The sequence below is a fragment of the Leptolyngbya sp. ST-U4 genome (assembly GCF_039962215.1).
GTDB lineage: Bacteria > Cyanobacteriota > Cyanobacteriia > Elainellales > Elainellaceae > Leptolyngbya_A.
The window spans coordinates 296,190-319,701 of sequence record NZ_JAMPKZ010000003.1 but is presented as its reverse complement, the minus strand read 5'-3'; the positions used below and the strand labels follow the sequence as shown (position 1 = coordinate 319,701).

Here is a 23,512-nt window from a genome sequence, read left to right as displayed (position 1 = left end):
ACCGCTTGATGATTACGGCTTGATCAATGGATTGAGCCACAGGTTAGACCGCACGGATTGCTAAACAGATCGGTAAAATAAAGGCAGTCTAATTGAGAACACCAGAATTCCTGGTGGAATGCGCCTATCGAAACGATTTATGGACAGCTTCAAGGTCTGAAGCCAAGTCAACTCAAGCAACTCCAGCGACTTTATCATCAGCGACTTCCCGGCGATCGATTAACCACGCCTGAGTTTGCTCAACGATTAGCGGCAATCAGCACCGAAATTGATCAGCCCGTTAGCACCTACATTAATCGGCGCGGGCAAGTGATTCGAGTCGGCGTGGGAACGGTCAGACAAACGCAGATTCCCTTATTAGAACTACCCCGCTATGGTGCAGAACGGCTGAGCGGAATTCGCTGTGTTACAACGAACCTCAAATCAGAGTCGCCCAGTGAGGCAACTTTGACGGCAATGGCACTGCAACGCCTGGATGCGCTAGTGATGCTGGTGCTGTCGGGCGGAGGCTTTGAGCGGCGGGGCGGGGGTGCAACTGGGTATGTGAAAGAAACATATCTAGCGCATCTGGTTCCCCATCCTGAAGCTCGCTGGACGGTTTCGCCGCCGCTCAGCCTGGACAGTATTGCTCTACAAGATTTTCTCGATCTCACTGAAGGTCTGGAAGAAGAATTTCGCCGGGACTATGTGGCGCAACAGGTGGCTGCGGGTCACGATCGCGTACTGCTGGTGGGCTTAATGACCGAGGGGCTGAATGCCAAACAGTTTCGCGATCGGCTAGTCGAAGTGGCGCGACTGATTGAAACCGCAGGCGGTGAAGTGCTAGAAGTGCTGCATCAGCGGCGGAGCAGTCCCCATCCGCAAACAGTGGTGGGTGAAGGCAAGGTGCAGGAAATTGCGCTGGCGGCTCAGACCGTGGGAGCAAATCTGGTAGTGTTCGATCGCGATTTGTCGCCTGCACAGGTGCGAAACCTGGAAATGCAAATTGGGGTGCGGGTTGTCGATCGAACTGAAGTGATTCTAGATATTTTTGCTCAGCGGGCACAGTCGGGAGCCGGAAAGTTGCAGGTCGAGCTGGCGCAGCTTGAGTATATGCTGCCTCGACTCAGCGGTCGGGGTCGGGCAATGTCTCGACTGGGCGGCGGGATTGGCACAAGAGGGCCGGGGGAAACCAAACTAGAGACTGAGCGGCGAGCGATTCAGCGACGGATTTCTCGACTTCAGCAGGAAGTGAACCAGCTTCAGGCACATCGATCGCGCCTTCGACAGCAGCGACAGCATCAGGAAGTTCCGTCGATTGCGATCGTGGGCTACACCAATGCCGGAAAATCAACGCTGCTGAATGCCTTAACTAATGCGGAGGTTTATACCGCAGACCAGCTTTTTGCGACGCTTGATCCGACCACTCGCCGCTTGGTGTTGACTGATCCACAAACTCACAGCTCTCTGCCGATCGTCCTCACCGACACGGTGGGATTTATCCACGATTTGCCGCCTTCGCTGGTCGATGCGTTTCGCGCCACGCTAGAAGAAGTCACCGAAGCCGACGCAATGCTGCACGTTGTTGATTTATCTCATCCAAGCTGGCAGGGTCAGATTCGATCGGTGATGAAAATTCTGGCGCAGATGCCGATTACACCTGGTCCTGCCCTGCTTGCATTTAACAAGATTGACCAGGCCGATGGCGAAACCCTTGCCTTTGCTCAGGAGGAATATCCGCAGGCAGTGTTCATCTCTGCCGGAGAGCGGCTGGGGCTAGAAACCTTGCGGACGCGCTTGGCGCAGCTTGTTTACTATGCCGCCGCTTCCCGGCAGTTTAAAAAGGATTAACGTTCATCGATTTGCTCGATCGCAGCCCAAGCAAGCAGTACCTCTGCCACTGTCCAGGCTTGAGCAAAACAGCCACGTGGATGAAAGGGGGGATCGCCATCAAAAATCTCGCTGAGGCTGCCGATGCCATGTGCCGACAGGTGATTTGCCATAGGTTCTAAAAACTGACGCGCCTGCACAGGATTGCGATAAACCCGAAAATGCGCCCGCACAAACGGTCCTAACAGCCAACCCCAAACGGTTCCCTGATGATAGGCTCCGTCTCGCTGCTGCGGAGTGCCACCATAGCGTCCTCGATAGTTGGGATGATCAGACGATAGCGATCGCAGCCCATGAGAAGTCAGGAGCGATCGTCCACACACATCCACCACGCTGCGCTGCTGGGCTTCGGTTAAAGGACTTTCGGGCAGCGAAACGGCAAAAATTTGATTCGGACGCAGCGAAGCATCATTGCCATCGGGCGTATCCAGCACATCGTAGCAGTAACCCAAATCGCCATTCCAGAAGCGATCGAAGCGGGCAAGGGTGCGATCGGCAATGGCGTCGTATTCCTGATGGGGCTTGCCCAGCCGACGGGCAATTTTTGCGATCGTACGGAGAGCGTTGTACCAAAGGGCGTTAACTTCGATCGGTTTGCCCAGGCGCGGCGTAGCTACCCAATCGCCTACTTTGACATCCATCCAGGTGAGCTGCGTTTCAGGAGTGCCTGCATAAAGTAAGCCGTCTGCCGGATCAAGGTGAATGTTGTAGCGCGTGCCCCGACAGTGCCAGTCGATCATCTCTGCCAGCACTGGAAAAAGCTCTACCAGCAAATCATCATCCTGCGTCGCCAGATAGTATTGGTGAATCGCTTCAAAATACCAAAGCGTTGCATCGACCGTATTGTATTCCGGTTCTTCTCCCACATCGGGAAAACGATTGGGCAGCATTCCCTGACTGACATAGGAAGCAAAGGTTCGCAAAATCGATCGCGCCACATCCGATCGTCCGGTCGTCAGGGTCAGTCCCGGCAGGCTGATCATCGTATCTCGTCCCCAATCACTAAACCAGGGATACCCAGCGATGATCGTTTTGCCATGCAGCACCTCTGGTTCTGGTAGAGTTTCTTCTGCATCCGCTGGCTCACTCGGCTGCTTTGCTGTTCCTGGAAGGGGTAATCGGGTCACCGATCGATTCACGACAAACTGATTGGCTGCCAGCACCAGACGACGAATCCAGGGAGGCGCGTCTTTTGCCCCAATGGGACGGTTGCTTTTCCAGAGGCTCAGCAATCGCTGCTCGTAGGTCTGGCGCAGTTTGAAAGCCGCAGAGCCATTGAGGCTAGCATGGGGATCTGTACTGGCAACAATCGTCACTGTTTCGCCGGGATGCAGGGTCAGGTGAAATGTTGCGGCATGAAGGTGATCTTCTCGATCGCTCAATCCCCGGTAGCGTTCCACTTCTAAGAAAAAGTTGTAGTACCACTCATGCAGCGTAATCACCTCTGCCCGATCGCTAAGCAGGAAAAAAGGAACGGCTTGTCCATGAGCCACGATAGACACGCCGCGATCGACCCGATTCACCTCCATCTGCCAGTGCAAACAGCGGGTATTGCCGTGATAATCCCGATAATTCACAAACGATTTGAGCATCAGGGCAAGCGGCTGACTCGATCGCACCAGCTCATATTGAATGTAGGTGGTATTTGCACCCTGCTGCATCCAAACTCGCTTTTCGAGCAGCGCATCGCCGCAGGCATATCGCCAGGTGGGAATTGTGTCGTTGACTGCAAAATGCTCTAAATATCGGTATCCCTGCGGATCAACATGACCACCATTCCAGCGATCGGTGCTGAGCGCATACACCTGGCGATCATAGTGGACAATTTCCTCTAGCTTGGTCAGCAGCAAAGTACGGGCGAGGGGTGGGTTAAGGGCGGCAACCAGTAAGCCGTGATAGCGACGGGTTAGCACTCCTGAAACCGTCCCCGCCGCAAATCCGCCGATGCCATTGGTGACTATCCATTCGCGTGATCCTGCCAGGTCGAGATCGCCGCAAATTTCTCGCCCAAATTCAATATTCATAAAACAAGTCAAACAAACGGTGTAAGGTCAAAGGTCAAGCTGCGCATCCCAGGACCGGAGTGAGGTTGGGTAGACGCAGCAATGGGCTGGAAGAGAACCCAGAAGAGGAACGCTATATTGAGTATGGGATGTGAACCCTGTAAAAATCCTGTGAGGATACTTAAGAATTTTGAATTCGATCGATTCACTCCCCTCGAATGGATTGCCCTGGCGATCGGGAATTCGCGATTACACTGGGCTTGGTTTCAAAAGGGAGAGCTGATCGCTGCCTGGGATACTGCTCATCCTGCCCTGGAACTTGCCCCGCTAGCATTTTTCCATCAAAACTCCAATTTGCCTGCGGATGCGGCTTTCGCTGACCTTCCGATCTATATTGCTTCGGTCGTTCCTGCCCAAACTGCCTTCTGGCAAACCTGCCCCCAAGCCCAACTGCTGACGCTGGAGCAAATTCCGCTGCGGGGGCTTTACCCGACGCTGGGGATCGATCGCGCCCTTGCCCTCTGGGGAGCTGTCGATCGTAACAAACTGCCTGCTCTGGTGATCGATGCTGGAACTGCTCTAACTTTTACGGGAGCAAATGCTCAGCAGGAATTCATCGGGGGCGCAATTCTACCCGGGCTGACGCTGCAAAGACGATCGCTTTCTGACCAGACTGCTGCCTTGCCCCTGATTCAACCCAGCAAAAAATTACCGCCGCGCTGGGCAAAAACGACTGCGGAGGCAATTGGAAGCGGCATTTTCTACACCGTGCTGTCAGGAATTAAGGATTTTATTTCAAACTGGGAACAGGAATTTGGTCAAGGCGCAATTGTCCTGACTGGCGGCGATGCTCCTTCATTAGTGCATGGACTGAAGGCACAACATCCAGAATTAGCACAAAAAATCACGATCGACCCGCATCTGCTCTTTAGAGGAATGCAGGCGATCGTGGAGCAGGGTTAGTTTTCAGACGATTATTTCAGCGGGGAAGCTGCTTCGCATCGATCGGGCAGCTGAGCGTAATCAATTAAGCTGGCAAAAGTGGACGGAATCCGTGCTTCACCGATACTTGACCGATCAGATCCATTTTCTCGAGCGTAATCTGATTGCGTCCCCAGGAGAAGTTGGTGTGCAGCTTCTCAAACTCCAGCAGCATCGATTCTGCAAAGCAGGCAAACAACTGACGCGCTGGAACGTCCATATTCACGATCCGCATGATCCGCCAGTCGATGTCGAGCGAATGCTCCACAATGCCGCCATTCAGCACATAAACACCCGGATGCTGAATCTTGGTTCCCAAATTCTTGGGATAGCCGCCGTCTATTAGCAAACAGGGCTGTTTTAGCGTGGTCGGATCAATCTCCACACCCTTTGGCATACTGGCAACCCAGACAATAATGTCTGCCTGAGGCAGTGCTTCTTCCAAGTTCAAAATTTTGCCGCGCCCCAGCTCTTCCTGAAGTGCCTGAAGCCGTTCCTGGTTACGAGCGATCAGCAGCAATTCTGCGACATCGGTACGGGCATCAAGCCAGCGACAAACTGCACTGCCAATGTCTCCCGTTGCTCCGCAGACCGCTACGGTTGCCTTTGATAAGTTAATACCAAGCTGACGGGCTGCCTGCTCCACCTGACGACAAATAATGTAAGCCGTGTGGGTATTGCCCGTGGTAAATCGTTCAAACTCTAGCTTGACGTTTCGCACCTGGGAAATTTGCTGCAAGTTGAAATTCTCAAAGATAATCGAAGAGAATCCACCCAGCGCAGTGATATTGATGCCGTGTTTTTGGGCGTGCGCCATCGCATTAATAATTTTGCGGGTCGCTGCCTTGATCCGGCGCGTTGCTAGCATTTCCGGCAGAAAACAGGATTCGACGTAGCGACCTTCAATTTGCTGTCCAGTGGCACTGGTCACTTTGATGGTATCTACGATTTGGGGCGGTGCACTGCACCAAAAGTCTAAACCCTGGTCGGCATATTCGGGATAGCCCAGGTCTCTTGCAACCAGTTGGGCGTGTTCTAAGCTTGTCAGATGACCAATTAATCCAAACATGGACAGCAGCGAGCCTATGTCTCGAATGGCAAGGAGGACAGTGAACAGGAGTGTTGTTAAACACCCCTCAAAATACTACACAATCTGGGGTAATCGAAATAAATCTTTAGAAGGATCGCTTCTGGTTTAATCGGGGTTACGCTCCTGTTCCAGGATACACGGTTCACTAGCAGCACTGGGTCGCCGACTCTCCCATAAACTGGACAAAATCCAATTGTTATTCAGAGAAAATTGCTTTTGTTGGGCTGACCTGTGGATTCCCCGGTGGGTTTGCCTGGGACAAGCGAGATAAAAGCGGTGCAGCAGACAGCAGCGTTTTCGTGTAGGGATGCTGAGGATTGGCAAACAGGGCATCCGTTTTACCCAGCTCGACGATTTTGCCCGCATTCATCACTGCAATGCGATCGCACAAAAACCGTGCCACCCAGAGATCGTGCGTAATAAACAGGTAGGTCAGGTCAAATTCCTGCTTTAGCTCCAGCATCAAGTCCAGCACCTGCGCCTGCACGCTCGCATCCAGCATACTCACAGGCTCATCGCAGATCAGAAGCTTCGGTCGCGTAATCAGGGCACGGGCGATCGCGACACGCTGCTGCTGTCCGCCAGAGAGGTCTTTAGGATAGTGGTGGTAAAAGTCGATCGCCGGAGTTAGACCGACGCGCTCCAGCATTTTTTCCGCTTCGGCTTTTGCGGCTTTGGGTGTTGCCAGTTTGTGGATCAGCAGGGGATCGGAAATGCTTGCTCCTACCGTCATCAGCGGATTGAGACAGGCGTGAGGATCCTGAAACACCATTTGCATCTGTCGTCGCTGCTGCTGAAGTGCCTGAGGGGAAAGCGCGGTTAAATTTTGCCCTAAAAACTCTACCCTGCCGTGCGTGGGACGAATAAGCTGCAAAATGGTGCGCGACAGGGTACTTTTACCGCAGCCCGACTCTCCCACCAATCCCAGAATTTCCCCCGGAAACAGGTCGAGCGTGACGCCGTCTACTGCTCGAATCGTCTTGTCTTCTGGTTGCTTTTCAGTGCTCCCCAGGGGGAATTGCCCAAAAATCCGCGCCATAAAATTCTGCTCTAGCGTATAGTGCTGCCTTAGATCGTCAAGCCTAAGCAGAGGTTGAGTTGTTTGGGGACGGTTTGGGATAGGCTCTGACTGATCCCGACCCGCTTGGAGGTGCAGGGCAGACTGAAGCAGCGATCGGCTGTAGGGGTGCTGGGGCTGAGTCAGAACCGTATGGGATTTTCCCGTTTCGACCAGCTTGCCCTGATACATGACCGCAATGCGATCGCAATATTCGCCCACCATTGCCAGGTCGTGAGAAATCAGCAGCAAACCCATGTCGCGTTCTTTGCAAAGGCGGGTTAGCTCCTGCAAAATCTGGGCAGACACGGTGACATCCAGGCTTGTTGTTGGTTCATCTGCCACGATCAGCTTTGGGTCGAGCAGCAGTGCCAGCGCAATCGCCACCCGTTGCCGCATCCCGCCGCTAAACTCATGGGGATACTGCGACCAGCGATTTGCCGGAATTTTGACTGCTTCCAGCGTTGCCATTGCCCGATCCTTGGTTTGCTGGCGCGACAGGTGGGGCTGATGGGCGCGGAGGGTTTCCAGACAGTGATCGCCGATCGTCATCAGCGGATCAAGCCGGGTCATTGGGTCTTGAAACACCAGCGCAACTGCTTCACCCCGAAACTGCCGCAGTTCTTCCGGCGAAAAGTCGAAAACCGATCGCCCCTCATACAAAACTTTTCCTTCGATTTGCGTCCCTAGCGGAAGCAGCCGCATTGCTGCTCGTCCCAGGGTTGATTTACCGCAGCCCGACTCTCCCACTAACCCGACCCGTTCCCCGCGCTCTAGCGCCAGCGATACCCCGTCAACTGCCCAGCGCAGTTCCTGAGCGTGAGTTAAATTTCCCTGCCGTTGCGGATAGGCAACCCGAAAGTTATCGATGTAAAAAAGCGATGTCATGGAGGACACGGGGGAGGGGTGAGAAGGAATTGGGTGAAGCTAGTTTAGATCAAGGTCGAAGACTGTTTTCAGGTGATTGTGAACATCTGTGATGAACTGCTGACGCTGCTCGTAGCGACCGGTCTTTACAGGCTTGCGGTCTGGATCGAGCATCCAGCCATAGTCACTGCTGAGGCGAATCTTACCCTGCCAGTCGGCGATCGACAACACAAGCTGGGGCGCGGGGCTATTGTCGTAATCCTGCACCCGAAACACATAGTTAAAGTTGTTCTGCTTGGCAGCAGCCACCGTCGAAGGTTGACCAAACTTGCCTTTAAGGCGCGATCGAACCTGCTCTACGCGATCGGGATTGCCCACTTCTTCCAGGGTTTTGACGGCAAGGGTAAGGGCAAAGTAGAACTCTTCAACGGGGACGAATTCGAGGCGCATGGTCTTTTGACAGGGCTGTTTTATGCAACATGAGTTTATCACTTTGGGGGAGGGGGTAAGGGGGCCAATGCTTTTGCCCGGAGGATTGCGGGATAACTAGGCTGAAGAAGGAAGCTTGAGGAAGAACGACGATGACCTATAGCTTGCGGGTGGCAGATTTGCCCACGAGTGAGCGACCGCGTGAACGCTTGATAAGCTATGGTGCAAAGAGTTTGTCTACGGCGGAACTGCTAGCGATTCTGCTGGGGACGGGGCAGGGGGCGGGGAAGCTGTCGGCGGTGGGACTGGGGCAGTATATTTTGCAGAAGCTTGGCGAACACCAGCGCGATCCGATCGTTGTTTTGCGAGATGTTACGGTTAATGAGCTGACGCAGATTCCCGGGATCGGTGAGGCAAAGGCAACAAGCATCCTGGCGGCGATCGAGTTGGGAAAGCGCGTTCTTACGTCTCGTCCACCAGAAGGTACGGTCATTGATGATCCCGCTGTTGCCGCTACGGTTCTCAGCCATGACCTGATGTGGCAGGCACAGGAGCGGTTTGCCATTTTGCTGCTTGACGTTAAGCATCGTCTGCTGGGAACCCAAATTATCAGCATTGGCACGGCAACTGAAACGCTGGCACATCCACGCGATATTTTCCGGGAAATTATTCGACAGGGAGCAATTCGGGCGATCGTCGCTCACAATCATCCCTCAGGCAACGTTCAGCCCAGTTCCGAAGACATTCACCTGACACGACAGTTGCTTCAGGCAGGGCAGCTTCTTGGGATTCCACTGTTGGATCACCTGATTCTGGGCAGCGGCAACCACGCAAGTTTGCGGCAAACAACCTCGCTCTGGCAGGAATTTCCGCAGGGAGATTAGCGAGTTTTCCGTACAGCAGCGCGGAATGAATTCGCTATACTACTTTGAAGTAAGTTATTTGAATAAATCACCGGCTCAAGCTGATTGCACAAGTCGGTAAAGAATTAAGGAAACGGAGTTGCTGATCAACTACGCTTGACTTATACTTAACGCTCGAACTGTTTAGAATTTGTCGCTGAGTACACACCGACTGAGGAGGCTACTATTCCTGACGCACTTACCCTAACCGTTAGTCTCCGAGGCACACGCGAAGTTAGAGACAACTGCCAACTCTTTCGCCTTGCAGGGCTGCTAGATGCTTTCTCTGAGCCGACCTTCCGCAAGGTGCTAGAAAAGTATGTGGAAGAAAGTCCCAAAAACTTTGTCCTTGACCTCTCCCAGATTGACTTTATTGATAGTTCAGGGCTGGGAGCACTGGTTCAGCTTGTCAAGAAAGTGCAGAATAACGGAGGCACACTGCAAATCGTGACCAACCCCCGCGTCACGCAGACCGTTAAACTGGTTCGCCTAGAACAGTTCCTCTCGCTTCAACCTTCGGTAGACATTGCGCTCGAAAATTTGAAAAAGAGCTAATGCCGGGCTTTGATAAGGTTTCCCCGCTGAGAATTGATCGCGAAATCGGGCAGCATTGCCAGATCTTCCGTCTTAGCGGGATATTCGATGTCTTCTCTGTGCCAACCTTTTGTAGAGTGCTGGAAAAGTCTGTGGAGGAGAATCCCAGAAATTCTATCCTCGACTTTACCGATGTTGACCTGATCGATAGTTCATCATTCGGTGTGCTAGTTGACCTGTGTAAGAAGATTCAAAAGAACGGAGGTACGCTACAGATCGTGGGCAGTCCTCGCGTTGCACGGGTCATTCAATGCCTTCGTCTGGAACAGTTCCTTTCCCTTCAGCCTTCGGTGGACGCTGCGCTCAGAAATCTAGAAAAAAGCTAAAGCTGCGTTTCAGTGAGGCAGGTTGCTCGTGGAGTTTGATGAGGACGGTAGCCGTGAAAAGATTTTTGAAGAAGATTTATTGAGCATCGATCGATTGTTCAGCGTCTTTCTATCCTCGACGGACGTTGAGCAGCTTAAACGCCAGAAGATACAGCGGCTCTCGCCTGCGGCTCTGGCATATTTGGGCGATGCGGTGTACGAGCTTTATATTCGCACTTATTACTTAATGCCACCTCAACGGCTGCAAGCGTATCATAAAGAGGTAGTAGCTCAGGTGCGGGCAGAAGCTCAGGCACAATATCTGCAAATGCTTCAGCCCTATCTGACGCAGGCAGAGCAAGACGTAGTTCGGCGCGGTCGTAATGCGGCGCATCGGGTGCCAAAACGGCTCGCTCCAGAAATCTATCAGCAGGCAACCAGTTTAGAAACGCTTCTGGGATATCTCTATGTCACCGACCCGCCCCGTCTGGCTCAGCTTTTCGCCTATCTTCAGCCTTTGCTTCAGCCGTCCACTGAGCCGTAACGCTTAACCCAATCAATTCCCCTATTGCCTGGCTCTCGATCGCCTGATCCCCTTTCGGGACCTGCGAAGCAACCGAATGCTGCTGTCAGCTCTTTAGCCTTGCTTCTAATTTCTATCCCGCAATTTCTGTCAGGCTCCTTGTGATGCTGGCTTGCCGACAGAAGCATTTTGCACTCGACCCTGTATTGCTTACCCTTGCTCATACTTAAGGAATCGGATTGCCATGCCCGCCAAACGACCCACCCGCACTTCTCGCCCTGATCGCTCCGATCGCCGATCGGGTAGCTTTCAACGAGACAACGATAAACCTTCTCAGGGCAAGCCTAGAGAAAACCGCTACAAATCGAAACCCTCTAAGCCCTATCAAGACAGCCCTCGCAGCAAATCCTCGTTCGATTACCCCAAAGGGGGAACTGCTTCGCCTCGCGATGATGGTCGCACAGGAGACCGCCCTAATCGAGGAACGGGTTCTGATTACTCCTCTGGGGCACCGCGAAGCAACCGATTTAGCGACAATACTGATAAGCCCTATCGGGAAAGACCCGATAGCCGGAGTGAAAGACCTTATCGGGAAAGAACTGACAGCCGAAGTGAAAGACCCTACCGCGAAAGGCCTGACAGCCGCAGCGAAAGACCTTACCGGGAAAGAACCGAAGGTCAAGGCGAAAGACCCTACCGCGAAAGAACTGAAGGTCGAGGCGAAAGACCTTATCGGGAAAGAACTGACAGCCGGAGTGAAAGACCCTACCGCGAAAGACCCGATAGCCGGAGTGAAAGACCTTATCGGGAAAGAACTGACAGCCGCAGCGAAAGACCCTATCGGGAAAGACCCGACAGTCGGGGTGAAAGACCGTTTCGAGGACAATCTGATAGCCGACCGGAGAAATGGTCAGACCGCCGTTCTGAAAAGCCCTATCGCGATCGGGAAGACCGTCCAAACTCGCGATCAGATAAACCTTTCCGGGAAAGAAACGGCAGCCGAACCGACAAGCCCTACCGGGAGCGATCGTCTTATCGGGGAAGCGCGGAGCAATCGGATTTTCGATCAGACAGCCATTTTCGCGATGGCTCACGAAAAGATTATCAAAACAGTTCTAAACCTACTCGTGGTAAAGGTAAGCCTGTTCCGCCAGTGCCTTCAGTGAAGCGTATTAAATCTGCACCTGAAGAAATCTTTGCGTTTGAAGAGTTTGAATCTCCTGAATTTGAATTACAAGAGTTTGAGTCACCTGCTGCCCTGCCTAATGAAGTGGAGGTTGCGCCTATTAGACGACGCAGCTCTTATCAGGAGAGTCCGTTAACTGAGGGATTAGAGGGATTATTAGAGCAATCATCAAATGAAGATGAACTAATTGCACCTGAACCAATCGCACCTGAATCAATCGAGAGCGTCGAAGTTGCTGCGGATGAAATCGAAGTCGATGCAGACAACGATGATCTCAGCCAGGATCATTTGCATGAAGACGATCTCAGCCAGGATCAGCCGGACGAAGATGAGATCAACGAAGATAATCCGACTGAAATTGTCGCGATCGAGGCAGCACCCATTGCTTCACAGTTCTCGGAAGGGAGCGTTGAGCGTTCATCAAAACCACCGCTTCGGATTAAATCTGTTGTGCCAGATCGCCGAAGGATTGCTTCAGTTGCTTCGCAGTTCCTGAAAGGAGGAATCGCAGCCAAACCAGTGGCTGGCGATACTGAAATCAATCCTGATCTAATCTATGGTCGTCATAGTGTTCTTGCAGCCTTAGAAAACCAGCGTCCTTTGAATCGTATCTGGACGACCGATCGCCTACGGTACGATCCCCGCTTTCATTCGCTGATTCTAGAGGCAAAAGCCAACGGAACAGTCATTGACGAGGTGGAGTTCCGCCGTCTGGATCAAATCACAGGGGGAGCAACACATCAGGGCATTGTGGCTCAGGTTGCCCCTTATGATTATCTGGATTTACAGGATTTGATCGATCGAGCTAAGGCTGCTTCTGAGCAACCCGTTCTGCTCGCTGCCGATGGGATTACTGATCCCCACAATCTGGGCGCGATTATTCGGACGGCAGAAGCACTAGGCGCACACGGACTTCTGATCCCTCAGAGGCGAGCGGTAGGCGTCACTTCGACAGTTGCAAAAGTGGCAGCAGGTGCGTTAGAGTCCCTGCCTGTAGCACGAGTTACTAATCTCAGTCGTGCCCTGGAGCAGCTCAAAGAATCTGGATTCTGGATTTATGGCACAGCAGCAAATGCGGCTCAGCCTGTGGATACGGTGAAGTTTACTGGAGCGATCGTGCTGGTCATTGGTTCAGAAGGCGACGGATTGAGTCTATTGACACAACGCTGTTGCGATGAGCTGGTGAGCATTCCGCTTCAGGGCGTAACCCCTAGCCTGAATGCGTCGGTTGCAGCGGGAATGGTGATGTATGAACTGTTCCGTCAGCGGCGATCGCAAACGCTGCACCTGGAGGGTCTGTCAAAAGGAACTTTGCAAAGATAGGGCTGAAGCAGTATAAAACAAGAGGGGCATAGCTTGAAACCGTCGTCAAGATTCTAAAGGCTGCTCTGTACGTTTGTCATTTCTGGAACATAAGTAGGAGCTTATGAACGAATTGCTGGTTAATGTACTTGAGGTGCTGGGTTTAGCCTGGTGGGTCGAGGTCGTCACAGAAACGCCGAACTGCACGTACTATTTTGGTCCTTTTGCCACTGCTAAAGATGCCAAATTAGCGGAACCTGGTTACATCGAAGACTTACAGCAGGAAGGCGCAAGCGGCATTAAAGCAGTGGTGAAACGCTGCAAACCTGTCAGGCTGACCGTGTTCGACGAGGAAAAAGAAATGAAGCCCTGGAAAAACTTGTTCCCGGTGCTGAGCAGCTCACTTTAAGTAAATAGGGAATGTCTCTCAAGCGAAGCGTAACGCTAGCTTTGTAGAACGATCGACTATTCACTGTATGCCTCTGGTATTGCAATGCGAGTCACTCCCGGATGTTGAAGTAGCCATCGATCGATATCGGCGATCACCTGCCCCGGAATTTCCCAGGGAAACAAGTGCGCCGTTTCGGGATAGCAGCAGACTTCACAGTCCGGGAGTTTTGCCGCAGTTTCCAGACTGGACTGGATTGAAATGTGGCGATCGGCTTCTCCTGCTAGCATCAGAGCCGGACACTGAATTTGGTTGAGTTCTTCCAGTCGGTTATAGTGGCGACGCAGGGCTTGATTCAGCGCATTTTGGGCAGCGCGTGAGGTTTTGAGATAGGCGGGAAAGGCTTCGTCTGCTAAGTGTTGATAGGCAGCGGCATTGTGCTGTTGGATTAGGTAGCGATAGAGCGATCGTTTGCCAAAGGTGTCAATATTCCACTGCCAACCAGGATTCAGCTTATTAACGATCGAAGCCACCCCGGTGTAGAAATTGTCCTGCCAGGTGACAGGGGGATGATCACTCCAGGGACGGGCAGCCGTGCCAACCAGAATTAAACCGCTCACGCGCTCTGGAAACTTTAGAGCAAGCTCCATTGCCAGAATTCCACCTAGCGACCAGCCCAACACCAGAAAGCGATCGATCTGCAGGCGATCGAGCAGCATTTCCAGATCCAGCAGATGATCGGTCATGTCGAACAATTCACGGGTCTGGCTATTGCCGTAGCCACGCAAATCGGGAGCGATCGTCCAGTATCGCTGCGACAAATAGTTGGTGAACACAGACATACAGTCTCCCGATCCTGGATGCCCATGCAGGCAAAGAATCGGGAATCCCTGTCCTTGCAGGTAGACAGAGAGAGGGTAGGGATTGGAGGGCATAGGAGTGAAGGGGTGGATTTGATGGAGGGCGTGTCTGTTAAAGCTGCTTGTATTAGGAAGTTCTGATGGCGATCGTATCTTTCTGATTGCTTTTTCAGCAGGATTTCTATTGGATCAACCCGTTGGAGCAATACCGTCTAAAATCGCGCTAGATTTTTGCTCTGGACTGCCACATCCCCCCATTTGGCGATAAAGTGGTGTTTTGGAAGTTTTGTATCGGCTGAAATTCGAGGGCATTGCATGGCATCCATTCGTGAGTTGCACGACCAGCTCGTTAACAAAGAACGCTCTGCGGTTGAACTGACGCAGGCAGCACTCGATCGCATTCAGGCATTAGAGCCAAAGCTGCATAGCTTTTTGAGCGTGACGGGCGATCGGGCGATCGAGCAGGCAAAACAGGTGGATGCCAAAATTGCCGCCGGTGAGGAAATTGGCTTGCTAGCAGGGATTCCGATCGGCATTAAAGACAACCTTTGCACAAAGGGCATTCGCACGACCTGCGGTTCTAAGATTTTGCAGAATTTCGTGCCGCCCTACGAGTCTACTGTGACGCAAAAGCTGAACGAGGCAGGCGCAGTTATGGTAGGCAAAACGAATATGGACGAGTTCGCAATGGGCAGCTCGACCGAAAGTTCTGCTTATCAGCTCACAGCGAATCCCTGGGATCTGGAGCGAGTTCCGGGCGGCTCATCGGGGGGGTCGGCGGCGGCAGTGGCAGCAGAGGAATGCGTGGTTGCCCTTGGCTCAGATACGGGGGGATCGATTCGTCAGCCTGCTTCGTTCTGTGGTGTGGTGGGTATGAAGCCGACCTATGGGCGCGTTTCTCGATATGGATTGGTTGCCTATGCCTCCTCGCTCGATCAGATTGGCCCATTTGGGCGATCGGTTGAGGATGCCGCAATTTTGCTGAAAGAAATTGCCGGATACGACCCGCACGACTCTACCAGTCTTAATGTGCCTGTGCCGAATTATGTGGCGAGCTTGAAGACCGATCGCAAGTTTCGCATCGGCATTATCAAAGAAACCTTTGGCGAGGGACTTGATCCCGTCGTGGGCAATGCGGTGAATCAGGCAGTGGAGCAAATGAAAGCTCTGGGCGCAGAAGTCAAAGAAATTTCCTGTCCGCAGTTTCGCTACGGGTTGCCAACTTATTACATTATTGCGCCTTCGGAAGCGTCGGCAAACCTGGCACGCTATGACGGGGTGAAGTATGGCTACCGCACCGATCATCCTGATAACCTGATGACGATGTACACCCAGACCCGCGCTCAGGGATTTGGCGCAGAAGTGAAACGCCGAATTATGATCGGCACTTATGCGCTGTCGGCAGGCTACTACGATGCCTATTACCTAAAGGCGCAAAAAGTGCGAACGCTGATCAAGCAAGACTTCGAGCGAGCGTTTGGACAGGTCGATGTGCTGGTGTGCCCTACTGCGCCGACCACTGCGGTTAAAGCCGGAGAAAAGACCGAAGACCCGATCAGTATGTATCTGCTCGACCTGATGACGATCCCCGTAAACCTGGCGGGACTGCCTGCCCTCAGTTTGCCCTGTGGCTTCGACGGTCAGGGAATGCCGATCGGCTTACAAATGATTGGAAACGTGCTGCAAGAAGAGACTTTGCTGCAAGCGGCTTATGCCTATGAGCAGGCGACGGAGTGGCATTTGCGATCGCCCCAGCTTTAAAGCGGATTGCAGGCTATTTGAAGAGTCACAAAGTTTCTACATTGCCCCTCAAATCCCGAGTTTTTTAGAGGGAGCGGGTGAGCAATTAGGTAACATCATTGCACGGTCATCCGCCTAAAACTTCTAAAAGATAAAAACTACCCTTTCGATCGGGAAACTCCCCTGTCTGACCCTCGATCACCTTCCTATACTGAAAGAAGAGTGTCTTTCTACGTCCCAGGAGGGAGTATGGCTCCAAATCCCAACATCATGCGGGCGGTTGAGCAACTGGGCTATCGTGTGACCGTGGGCGATGTTGCCTCTCAGGCAGGCTTAGAAGTGCGAGTCGCTGAAAAAGAGCTTTTAGCGTTGGCATCGGAAGCAGGCGGGCATCTTCAGGTCGCGGAGTCGGGCGAGATTGCCTATCAGTTTCAGCGCAACTTTCGGGATGTGCTGCGAAACAAGTATTTTCGGCTGCGGGTGCAGGAATGGTGGAATCGAGTCTGGAAGATTTTGTTTTACCTGATTCGGATTTCCTTTGGCATTGTCCTGATCGCGTCGATCGTCCTGTTGTCAATTGCAATTTTGGCGATCGTGATTGCCGCGAATAGCCGTAGCGATGGTGACTCTAATGGGGGCAGTGAAATTCGGATGCCCACGGTTTGGTTTGGCGATGTGTTCTGGATCTTTACGCCCAACTATGGAGACGATCGCGCCTATCACCGCAGGCAACGCAGAGACGATCGGGAAATAAACTTCCTGGAAGCAATATTTTCCTTCCTGTTTGGGGATGGTAACCCAAATGCAGATCTGAATGAACGACGCTGGAAAACGATCGGCACAGTGATTCGCAGCAATGGGGGAGCCGTGATTGCAGAGCAGGTCGCGCCCTATTTAGATGAGCTTGGAAGCCAATCGCAGCAGGAATATGAAGACTATATGCTGCCTGTGTTGAGCCGCTTTAATGGACGACCGGAAGTGAGTCCCGAAGGGCAGTTGGTTTATCACTTTCCCGAATTGCAGGTGACGGCAGACCAGAAGCGATCCAATCCGGTTGCGGCGTATCTGAAAGAACTGCCCTATCGCTTTAGTCGGGCAACGAGTGGACAAATTATCCTGGCGGCAGGTTTGGGCGGCGTGAATATTGTGCTGGCTCTGGTGCTGGGATCACTCCTGGCAGATGGAACGATCGCCGCTCAGCTCGGCGGGCTAGTTGCCTTTGTGGGTAGTATTTACTGGGGGCTGCTAGCCTATGGCGTTGGATTCCTAGCCATTCCGCTGATCCGCTATTTCTGGATTCAGTCACGCAATCGCCACATTGAGTCGCGTAACGACCAGAGGCAGCAGTGGGCTATGCTTCTCAACCAGAAAAACCCAGAAGTGAAGCAAAAGCTACTTTATGCCCGTCAGTTTGCTGCAACAACCGTGGTAGACGAAAAAGACCTGGCATATACCACCGAAACCGACCTAACCGAACAGGAACTCCTACGATCGGACAAGATCGATGAAGAGTGGCAGCGCAGGCTAGAGGCAGGCTCATAGACTGGATTGGACTATATTACGATTGAACTGTATTACGATCGAAGCCCGGCGATAACCAGTGTTTAGATAAACGGTTAGATAGAGGATGCGTTAGTGCAAACACGACGCATCTTTTTTTGCACCCTGCGGAAATCAGTTTCAATCAGTGGCAATCAGGCAATTAATAGCCATTAGCAATTAATTTCAGTGGTGATCAGTTACTGGCGATCGTCACCCAGCGGCGATTACTCACTGAGTGAGTCTACTTAGAACGACAATCAAACCCAAACCTAAACTTATTTTTAAGTACTACATTACCAGTACATTGACTATCACAAAATATTGCAACTGAAACGCTAATGATACAAAACTTTTAGACTAGTTTTTTGGACTGACTTTACCAGAAAAAATATAGAGAAGAACATGGTGGAGTGAATAGAGCAATGCACGATCGCTAATACATAAGCGATACATAAGTGATTCAGTAAAAGCATTCCTGTATTTACTGCAAAATCTACTGGGAAAAAATCTACTGCAAAAGAAGAATGTAGATATTTTTGGGTTAGCGATCGAAGCGACTATTAAACAAATCAAGGAACGCAATAGCACAACGCATCAAGCACTCACCTAAAAGAAATAAATCTTCTTAGAATAAATCATTTGCTCGAATAAAATTAAGATAAGTTAACAATTTCAAGCCGATAACTTCTCTTCCTTTAGGTAGAGATGGCTGTCCTCCGAAACGGGTAGAGTATTTTCCTAATTACAGTGATTTACAGCACAACAAATCCTGGATTGCTTCTCGTTCCCCTTCATCAATGGTTGAATGCAATAAGGAGGTTTTAGTGATTTCATCTGTCTAAATTATGTGAAGTTTATGTGACAGGAAAGTCGCTTCTGGCTACGAGAAAGAGTAGAATTCTTGAAGTGGTTGAAAGCGGTTCCTGAACCAGTCGATCGTCTCCTACGGGAAGCAGTTTCGCATTGGGTTAAATTATTTTCTCAGGGTTTTTCAACCTTTTATTTTTGCCACTAAAAGTGGTGTTTAACTGCAAATCTTTCCTTCGCTTACTAAATTACGAGGTAGGCAAACGTCTATGGCAACGAAATTCCCAAAATTTAGCCAGGGGCTTGCTCAAGAAGTCACCACACGGCGAATTTGGTACGGGATTGCGACTGCCCATGATTTTGAAAGTCATGATGGAATGACGGAAGAGAATCTTTATCAAAAGATTTTTGCTTCCCACTTTGGTCATCTGGCAATCATTTTCCTCTGGACATCCAGTCTTCTCTTCCACGTCGCTTGGCAAGGCAACTTTGAACGGTGGATTAAAGATCCGCTCCACATCCGCCCGATCGCCCATGCGATTTGGGATCCGCACTTTGGTAAACCCGCAGTTGATGCGTTTACTCAGGGTGGCGTGGGTTACCCGGTCAACATTGCTTACTCTGGTGTTTATCACTGGTGGTACACGATCGGGATGCGAACCAACGGTGAACTCTACATGGGTTCCCTCTTCCTCATCCTGTTGTCGGCGATCTTTTTGTTTGCGGGCTGGCTGCATCTTCAGCCGAAGTTCCGTCCGTCGCTGTCCTGGTTTAAAAATGCTGAATCTCGCCTGAACCACCACTTAGCAGGTTTGTTTGGAGTGAGTTCGCTGGCTTGGGCAGGTCACATGGTTCACGTTGCGATTCCTGAGTCACGCGGCATCCATGTTGGCTGGGATAACTTCTTAACCGTGAAGCCACACCCAGCTGGACTTGCACCCTTCTTCACAGGTAACTGGGGTGCGTATGCTCAAAACCCGGACGCTGCTGAGCACGTCTTCACCACGTCTCAGGGAGCCGGAACCGCAATTCTCACCTTCCTAGGTGGTTTTCATCCGCAAACTGAATCGCTGTGGCTGACGGACATTGCCCATCACCATCTAGCGATCGCCGTGATTTTCATCATTGCGGGTCACATGTACCGCACCAACTTTGGGATTGGGCACAGCATTAAAGAAATGCTCAACTCCAAGGCGGGTCTGCTCACTCCTCGAAGTGAAGGTCAGTTCAACCTGCCTCACCACGGGCTGTACGACACTTACAACAACTCACTGCACTTCCAGCTTGGAATTCACCTGGCTGCTCTGGGTGTGGTAACGTCGCTGGTGGCGCAGCACATGTACGCGATGCCGCCTTATGCGTTCATGGCAAGGGATTTCACGACCCAGGCTGCGCTTTACACCCATCACCAGTACATTGCTGGATTCCTGATGGTTGGGGCATTTGCTCACGGCGCAATCTTCTGGGTAAGGGATTACGATCCGGTGCAGAACAAGGGCAACGTGCTCGATCGCGTTCTCAACCATAAAGAAGCGATTATTTCTCACTTGAGCTGGGTATCGCTGTTCCTGGGCTTCCATACCCTGGGTCTGTACGTCCACAACGACGTGATGCAGGCTTTCGGTACACCGGAAAAGCAAATCTTGATTGAGCCTGTGTTCGCGCAGTTCATTCAGGCTTCCCACGGCAAACTGCTTTACAGCATGGATACGCTGCTGTCGAATCCAGGTAGCTTGGCTTCGACCGCATGGCCCAACCACGCCAACGTCTGGCTTCCGGGCTGGCTCGGCGCGATTAACTCCGGCAATAACTCGCTGTTCCTCACGATCGGTCCTGGTGACTTCCTGGTTCACCACGCGATCGCGCTGGGACTTCATGTGACCACGCTGATCGGCGTCAAAGGTGCGCTCGATGCACGCGGTACAAAACTGATGCCCGACAAGAAAGACTTTGGCTTTACCTTCCCCTGCGACGGTCCGGGTCGTGGCGGTACGTGCCAAACCTCTGGATGGGAACAGTCTTTCTATCTGGCAATCTTCTGGATGCTGAATACGATCGCTTGGGCAACCTTCTACTTCCACTGGAAGCACCTGGGCATCTGGTCAGGCAACGTCGCACAGTTCAACGAAAGCTCAACCTACATCATGGGCTGGCTGCGTGACTACCTCTGGCTGTATTCAGGTCCGATCATCAACGGCTATAACCCCTACGGCATGAACAGCATCGCCGTTTGGGACTGGATGTTCCTCTTCGGGCATCTAGTATGGGCAACTGGTTTCATGTTCCTGATTAGCTGGAGAGGCTACTGGCAAGAGCTGATCGAAACGCTGGTCTGGGCGCATGAGCGCACTCCGCTCGCGAACTTGATTCGCTGGAAGGACAAGCCCGTTGCTCTCTCGATCGTTCAGGGTTGGTTAACAGGTCTAGTTCACTTCACAGTGGGTTACATCTTGACCTATGCCGCCTTCCTTATTGGCGCAACCGCAGGTCGATTCCCAGTGAACTAGGAATTGTGGATTGAATTGCTGGTGTAGTGGGCATCCTCCCTTCAATCAAACAGGAGAGATGCCCTCCTACAGGAGAAACAGTGGATTCAATTCCCCTTCCTGAGTGCCATTAACGCTAGTTCCTAGCAATTTTAACAATCAACCCTTTTAAGGTGTTGCCATAAGTCCGGGGCGGGGAGCAGGTCTTCGCCCCCTTTATTATGGGAGCCAGTATTATAGAGGCCAGTAACTCGTCGATCGCCTCACCAACTCTTCCTCTAAGCAGAGGATTGAACTGTATCAGCCTTTCTAGATTGATAGCAATCATCGTAGGCAGCTGCAGCAGTCCAATTTGCTATGAATATTCCGGTATCTCCCTGGACGCTCATACTAGAAACTCGCTTTAAAGTGATTCCAACTGTCCGGAGTGAGTTGAAAGGCTGGAGGCGACGGGCAGAAGAAATTCCTAATCCGGAGCTGCGTTGGCAAGCATTGGCGAGTCTTGCAGCGAAACAATTTCATTGTGAAGGTGGCTCGATTTACGGGTTGCTGGCGAAGCGCCACTGGCAGGAAGCGATCCGGTTTATTGTGGCGTATCAAACGATTAGCGATTATCTGGATAATTTGTGCGATCGCAGCACTTCGCTTGATCCCGCCGATTTTTCTGCCCTGCATGAGTCCATAGCCAATGCACTGACTCCGGGCGCAAAGGGTAAAAACTATTACCGCTTTCGAGACGAGCAGAACGATGGCGGCTATTTGCAGGCGTTGGTGAAAACCTGTCAGGATGTGCTACGCCAAATTCCGAATTATGGAACGATCGCCCCCGCCGTGCATGAGCTAGCCAGCTATTACTGTAATCTCCAGGTACATAAGCATGTGCGAATCGAGGAGCGAGTGCCCCGCTTGCAGATGTGGTTTTCTGCCTATCAAAAGCAGCTTCCTGAACTGCGCTGGTATGAGTTTTCTGCCTGTGCAGGTTCCACGCTGGGAATTTTCTGTTTAGTCGCGTATGGGCTGGATCAGGAGCTGTCAAATGAGTTGACCAATCGCGTCAAGAATAGTTATTTTCCCTGGGTGCAGGGATTCCATATTTTATTGGACTATTTGATTGACCAGGAAGAAGACCGCGTCAACGGAGACTTAAACTTCTGTTTCTACTACAGAAATCATGAGGATATGCTGGAGCGATTCAAGCACTTTATGCAAAACGCGGCTGAAAGTGTTTCCCAGCTTCCCCATACTGGGTTTCATCAGTTAATTAATCAGGCTTTGCTGGGTGTGTATCTTTCAGACAAAAAAGTTAGGCGACAGCAGGAAGTTCAAAATATCGCAAAGCAGCTAATTCACTGCTCAGGCAGTACGGCATCCCTGTTTTTTCGGAGTCGATTATTAATCTCTCACTGATCCCGATTTCGCAGGAGGTTGAAGGATGGCTAAAGTGGCGATCGTTGGTGCAGGACCCGCCGGATGTTCTGCCGGATATCACCTGGCAAAAAGTGGGCATGATGTCACCTTAATGGACAAGCAGGGTTTTCCCAGAGATAAAGTCTGCGGCGATGGCATTAGCATCGAATCGATTCAGGCGATCTCCACGATGGGAATTTATCCGCACGATATTCAGAAACTCGCTTCAGAGTATGCCCCAATTCATCATTTCTTTCTGGGGGTTTCCAATCAAATTAGCCACAGCGAACAAACCAATCTGGAGGCTTACTGCATTCCAAGAGCTGTGTTTGATCAACTTTTGTATGAAAAAGCGATCGATGCAGGATGCCGTTTTCTGGTTCAAACGGTTCACAAAAACAATTGGCATCATCACGGATTGACGGATGCGTTTGACACCATTATTGATGCTCGCGGAGTTTCTGCCGGAGAGGTGAATGCGATCGCGATTCGAGCCTACTGGACAGTGCAGCGGCAAGATTTACCTGAAACTGCGCTGCTGGAAGCTCAAATTCATTTCGATCGAAGCCTGGGAGTAAATGGCTATGGCTGGATCTTTCCCGTTTCGACACAGCATGACTTGATTAAATTAAATGTGGGCGTGGGCGTTTGGCTAGACGAATACCAGGAGCTAAAAATCAATGTGATTCAACTTTTTAAGCAATTCGTTGGAAGCAATAAGATTGCACAGCAAATCCTCAGCAAAGTGGTGGAACAGCAATCCCCCAAGGTATTTCCTCTAGCAACTGCTAAAAAAGGAAATAGAGTGACTGACGGGAAAATTCTGAAGATTGGCGATGCGGCAAATTTGACGGATCCGTTGACGGGAGAAGGCATTGCTAATGCAATCCTAAGCGGTTTCCACGTTGCCCAAGCCGTTAATATGAGTCGAACTCCCGAGGCGATCGCAGACAACTGGCAATACCTGTATGAATCTCACTTTGAAGCGGATTTGCGGGCAGGGTTACGCATTAAAGCATTTAGAAAATTCTCCTTTATGAATTATCTGTTGATCTGGTTAATGAAACAGAATCCTCGGATTGCGCGTCAGGTGAGTCATGCGGTAGCTGGAGTGGTTCCCTACAACGAAGTTCTGGCTTCCCTCAAGTACTGAGATCCCATCCACGCTCCACCG

The 23,512-nt window shown here is 51.5% G+C and carries 19 protein-coding genes; 13 read left to right on the top strand and 6 right to left on the bottom strand.

Features of this window, described 5'->3' with window-relative positions; all coding sequences use genetic code 11:
• Positions 1-126 precede the first annotated feature (126 nt).
• Complete coding sequence (gene hflX / locus NDA02_RS08765; RefSeq protein WP_190790371.1) at positions 127-1,830, top strand: GTPase HflX; 1,704 nt, start codon at positions 127-129, stop codon at positions 1,828-1,830.
• Here the strand turns inward: hflX and NDA02_RS08760 are convergent.
• Positions 1,827-3,893, bottom strand: coding sequence for an amylo-alpha-1,6-glucosidase (locus NDA02_RS08760; RefSeq protein WP_190790368.1), 2,067 nt, complete (start codon positions 3,891-3,893; stop codon positions 1,827-1,829). The genes hflX and NDA02_RS08760 overlap by 4 nt on opposite strands.
• Before the next feature lie 150 nt (positions 3,894-4,043).
• On the opposite strand from NDA02_RS08760, the gene NDA02_RS08755 reads away from it, so the two are divergent.
• Positions 4,044-4,835 (top strand): pantothenate kinase, encoded by a 792-nt coding sequence (locus NDA02_RS08755; RefSeq protein ID WP_347277820.1) that lies wholly within the window; start codon positions 4,044-4,046, stop codon positions 4,833-4,835.
• A 64-nt stretch (positions 4,836-4,899) separates the two neighbouring features.
• Here NDA02_RS08755 and NDA02_RS08750 read toward each other — a convergent pair whose 3' ends face one another.
• The 3 genes from NDA02_RS08750 to NDA02_RS08740 form a co-directional block, all read right to left on the bottom strand.
• Positions 4,900-5,922: a long-chain acyl-[acyl-carrier-protein] reductase gene (locus NDA02_RS08750; protein WP_190790366.1), complete on the bottom strand. Its 1,023-nt coding sequence runs from the start codon at positions 5,920-5,922 to the stop codon at positions 4,900-4,902.
• Positions 5,923-6,139: 217 nt separating this feature from the next.
• Complete coding sequence (locus tag NDA02_RS08745; RefSeq protein ID WP_348254805.1) at positions 6,140-7,888, bottom strand: ABC transporter ATP-binding protein; 1,749 nt, start codon at positions 7,886-7,888, stop codon at positions 6,140-6,142.
• 39 nt (positions 7,889-7,927) lie between these two features.
• The gene (locus tag NDA02_RS08740; RefSeq protein WP_190794269.1) at positions 7,928-8,317 is read right to left on the bottom strand and encodes a hypothetical protein; all 390 of its coding nucleotides are present in this window, start codon (positions 8,315-8,317) and stop codon (positions 7,928-7,930) included.
• A 131-nt stretch (positions 8,318-8,448) separates the two neighbouring features.
• On the opposite strand from NDA02_RS08740, the gene radC reads away from it, so the two are divergent.
• From radC to NDA02_RS08720, 4 genes are all read left to right on the top strand, one after another.
• Positions 8,449-9,180: a DNA repair protein RadC gene (gene radC, locus NDA02_RS08735; protein WP_190794268.1), complete on the top strand. Its 732-nt coding sequence runs from the start codon at positions 8,449-8,451 to the stop codon at positions 9,178-9,180.
• A 204-nt stretch (positions 9,181-9,384) separates the two neighbouring features.
• Entirely contained in the window at positions 9,385-9,753 is a 369-nt protein-coding gene (locus NDA02_RS08730) for an anti-sigma factor antagonist (protein ID WP_190794272.1), read from the top strand.
• A complete protein-coding gene (locus tag NDA02_RS08725) occupies positions 9,753-10,118 on the top strand; it encodes an STAS domain-containing protein (RefSeq protein WP_190794267.1) in 366 nt (121 codons plus the stop codon). Before NDA02_RS08730 ends, NDA02_RS08725 begins: the two co-directional genes overlap by 1 nt.
• A gap of 94 nt (positions 10,119-10,212) precedes the next feature.
• On the top strand, positions 10,213-10,641 hold the full coding sequence (locus tag NDA02_RS08720; protein WP_199296821.1) for a ribonuclease III domain-containing protein: 429 nt from the start codon (positions 10,213-10,215) through the stop codon (positions 10,639-10,641).
• 506 nt (positions 10,642-11,147) lie between these two features.
• On the opposite strand, the gene NDA02_RS08715 is transcribed toward NDA02_RS08720, so the two are convergent.
• Entirely contained in the window at positions 11,148-11,714 is a 567-nt protein-coding gene (locus NDA02_RS08715) for a hypothetical protein (protein ID WP_242067565.1), read from the bottom strand.
• A 530-nt stretch (positions 11,715-12,244) separates the two neighbouring features.
• On the opposite strand from NDA02_RS08715, the gene rlmB reads away from it, so the two are divergent.
• Entirely contained in the window at positions 12,245-13,129 is an 885-nt protein-coding gene (gene rlmB / locus NDA02_RS08710; protein ID WP_347277924.1) for a 23S rRNA (guanosine(2251)-2'-O)-methyltransferase RlmB, read from the top strand.
• Between the two features lie 103 nt (positions 13,130-13,232).
• Complete coding sequence (locus NDA02_RS08705) at positions 13,233-13,517, top strand: DUF1816 domain-containing protein (protein WP_190794265.1); 285 nt, start codon at positions 13,233-13,235, stop codon at positions 13,515-13,517.
• A gap of 56 nt (positions 13,518-13,573) precedes the next feature.
• Here NDA02_RS08705 and NDA02_RS08700 read toward each other — a convergent pair whose 3' ends face one another.
• On the bottom strand, positions 13,574-14,431 hold the full coding sequence (locus NDA02_RS08700; RefSeq protein WP_348254802.1) for an alpha/beta hydrolase: 858 nt from the start codon (positions 14,429-14,431) through the stop codon (positions 13,574-13,576).
• Positions 14,432-14,671: 240 nt separating this feature from the next.
• Between NDA02_RS08700 and gatA the strand changes: the two genes are divergently transcribed.
• From gatA to NDA02_RS08675, 5 genes are all read left to right on the top strand, one after another.
• Entirely contained in the window at positions 14,672-16,117 is a 1,446-nt protein-coding gene (gene gatA, locus NDA02_RS08695) for an Asp-tRNA(Asn)/Glu-tRNA(Gln) amidotransferase subunit GatA (RefSeq protein ID WP_190794263.1), read from the top strand.
• A 228-nt stretch (positions 16,118-16,345) separates the two neighbouring features.
• Positions 16,346-17,638 carry a hypothetical protein gene (locus NDA02_RS08690; protein ID WP_190794262.1) on the top strand — a complete coding sequence of 431 codons (1,293 nt, stop codon included), beginning with the start codon at positions 16,346-16,348 and terminating at the stop codon, positions 17,636-17,638.
• A 1,076-nt stretch (positions 17,639-18,714) separates the two neighbouring features.
• The gene (gene psaB / locus NDA02_RS08685; RefSeq protein WP_190794261.1) at positions 18,715-20,952 is read left to right on the top strand and encodes a photosystem I core protein PsaB; all 2,238 of its coding nucleotides are present in this window, start codon (positions 18,715-18,717) and stop codon (positions 20,950-20,952) included.
• A 336-nt stretch (positions 20,953-21,288) separates the two neighbouring features.
• Positions 21,289-22,338 carry a tetraprenyl-beta-curcumene synthase family protein gene (locus NDA02_RS08680; RefSeq protein ID WP_190794260.1) on the top strand — a complete coding sequence of 350 codons (1,050 nt, stop codon included), beginning with the start codon at positions 21,289-21,291 and terminating at the stop codon, positions 22,336-22,338.
• 25 nt (positions 22,339-22,363) lie between these two features.
• Complete coding sequence (locus NDA02_RS08675) at positions 22,364-23,491, top strand: NAD(P)/FAD-dependent oxidoreductase (protein ID WP_348254800.1); 1,128 nt, start codon at positions 22,364-22,366, stop codon at positions 23,489-23,491.
• The last annotated feature ends 21 nt before the right edge of the window (positions 23,492-23,512 follow it).

Coding starts and splice junctions, on each gene's coding strand:
- NDA02_RS08700 (WP_348254802.1), bottom strand. CDS start 14,431: ATGCCCTCCAATCCCTACCCTCTCTCTGTCTACCTGCAAGGACAGGGA.
- NDA02_RS08745 (WP_348254805.1), bottom strand. CDS start 7,888: ATGACATCGCTTTTTTACATCGATAACTTTCGGGTTGCCTATCCGCAA.
- radC (WP_190794268.1), top strand. CDS start 8,449: ATGACCTATAGCTTGCGGGTGGCAGATTTGCCCACGAGTGAGCGACCG.
- NDA02_RS08705 (WP_190794265.1), top strand. CDS start 13,233: ATGAACGAATTGCTGGTTAATGTACTTGAGGTGCTGGGTTTAGCCTGG.
- NDA02_RS08680 (WP_190794260.1), top strand. CDS start 21,289: ATGAATATTCCGGTATCTCCCTGGACGCTCATACTAGAAACTCGCTTT.
- NDA02_RS08725 (WP_190794267.1), top strand. CDS start 9,753: ATGCCGGGCTTTGATAAGGTTTCCCCGCTGAGAATTGATCGCGAAATC.
- NDA02_RS08760 (WP_190790368.1), bottom strand. CDS start 3,893: ATGAATATTGAATTTGGGCGAGAAATTTGCGGCGATCTCGACCTGGCA.
- NDA02_RS08740 (WP_190794269.1), bottom strand. CDS start 8,317: ATGCGCCTCGAATTCGTCCCCGTTGAAGAGTTCTACTTTGCCCTTACC.
- psaB (WP_190794261.1), top strand. CDS start 18,715: ATGGCAACGAAATTCCCAAAATTTAGCCAGGGGCTTGCTCAAGAAGTC.
- NDA02_RS08675 (WP_348254800.1), top strand. CDS start 22,364: ATGGCTAAAGTGGCGATCGTTGGTGCAGGACCCGCCGGATGTTCTGCC.
- NDA02_RS08690 (WP_190794262.1), top strand. CDS start 16,346: ATGGCTCCAAATCCCAACATCATGCGGGCGGTTGAGCAACTGGGCTAT.
- NDA02_RS08750 (WP_190790366.1), bottom strand. CDS start 5,922: ATGTTTGGATTAATTGGTCATCTGACAAGCTTAGAACACGCCCAACTG.
- gatA (WP_190794263.1), top strand. CDS start 14,672: ATGGCATCCATTCGTGAGTTGCACGACCAGCTCGTTAACAAAGAACGC.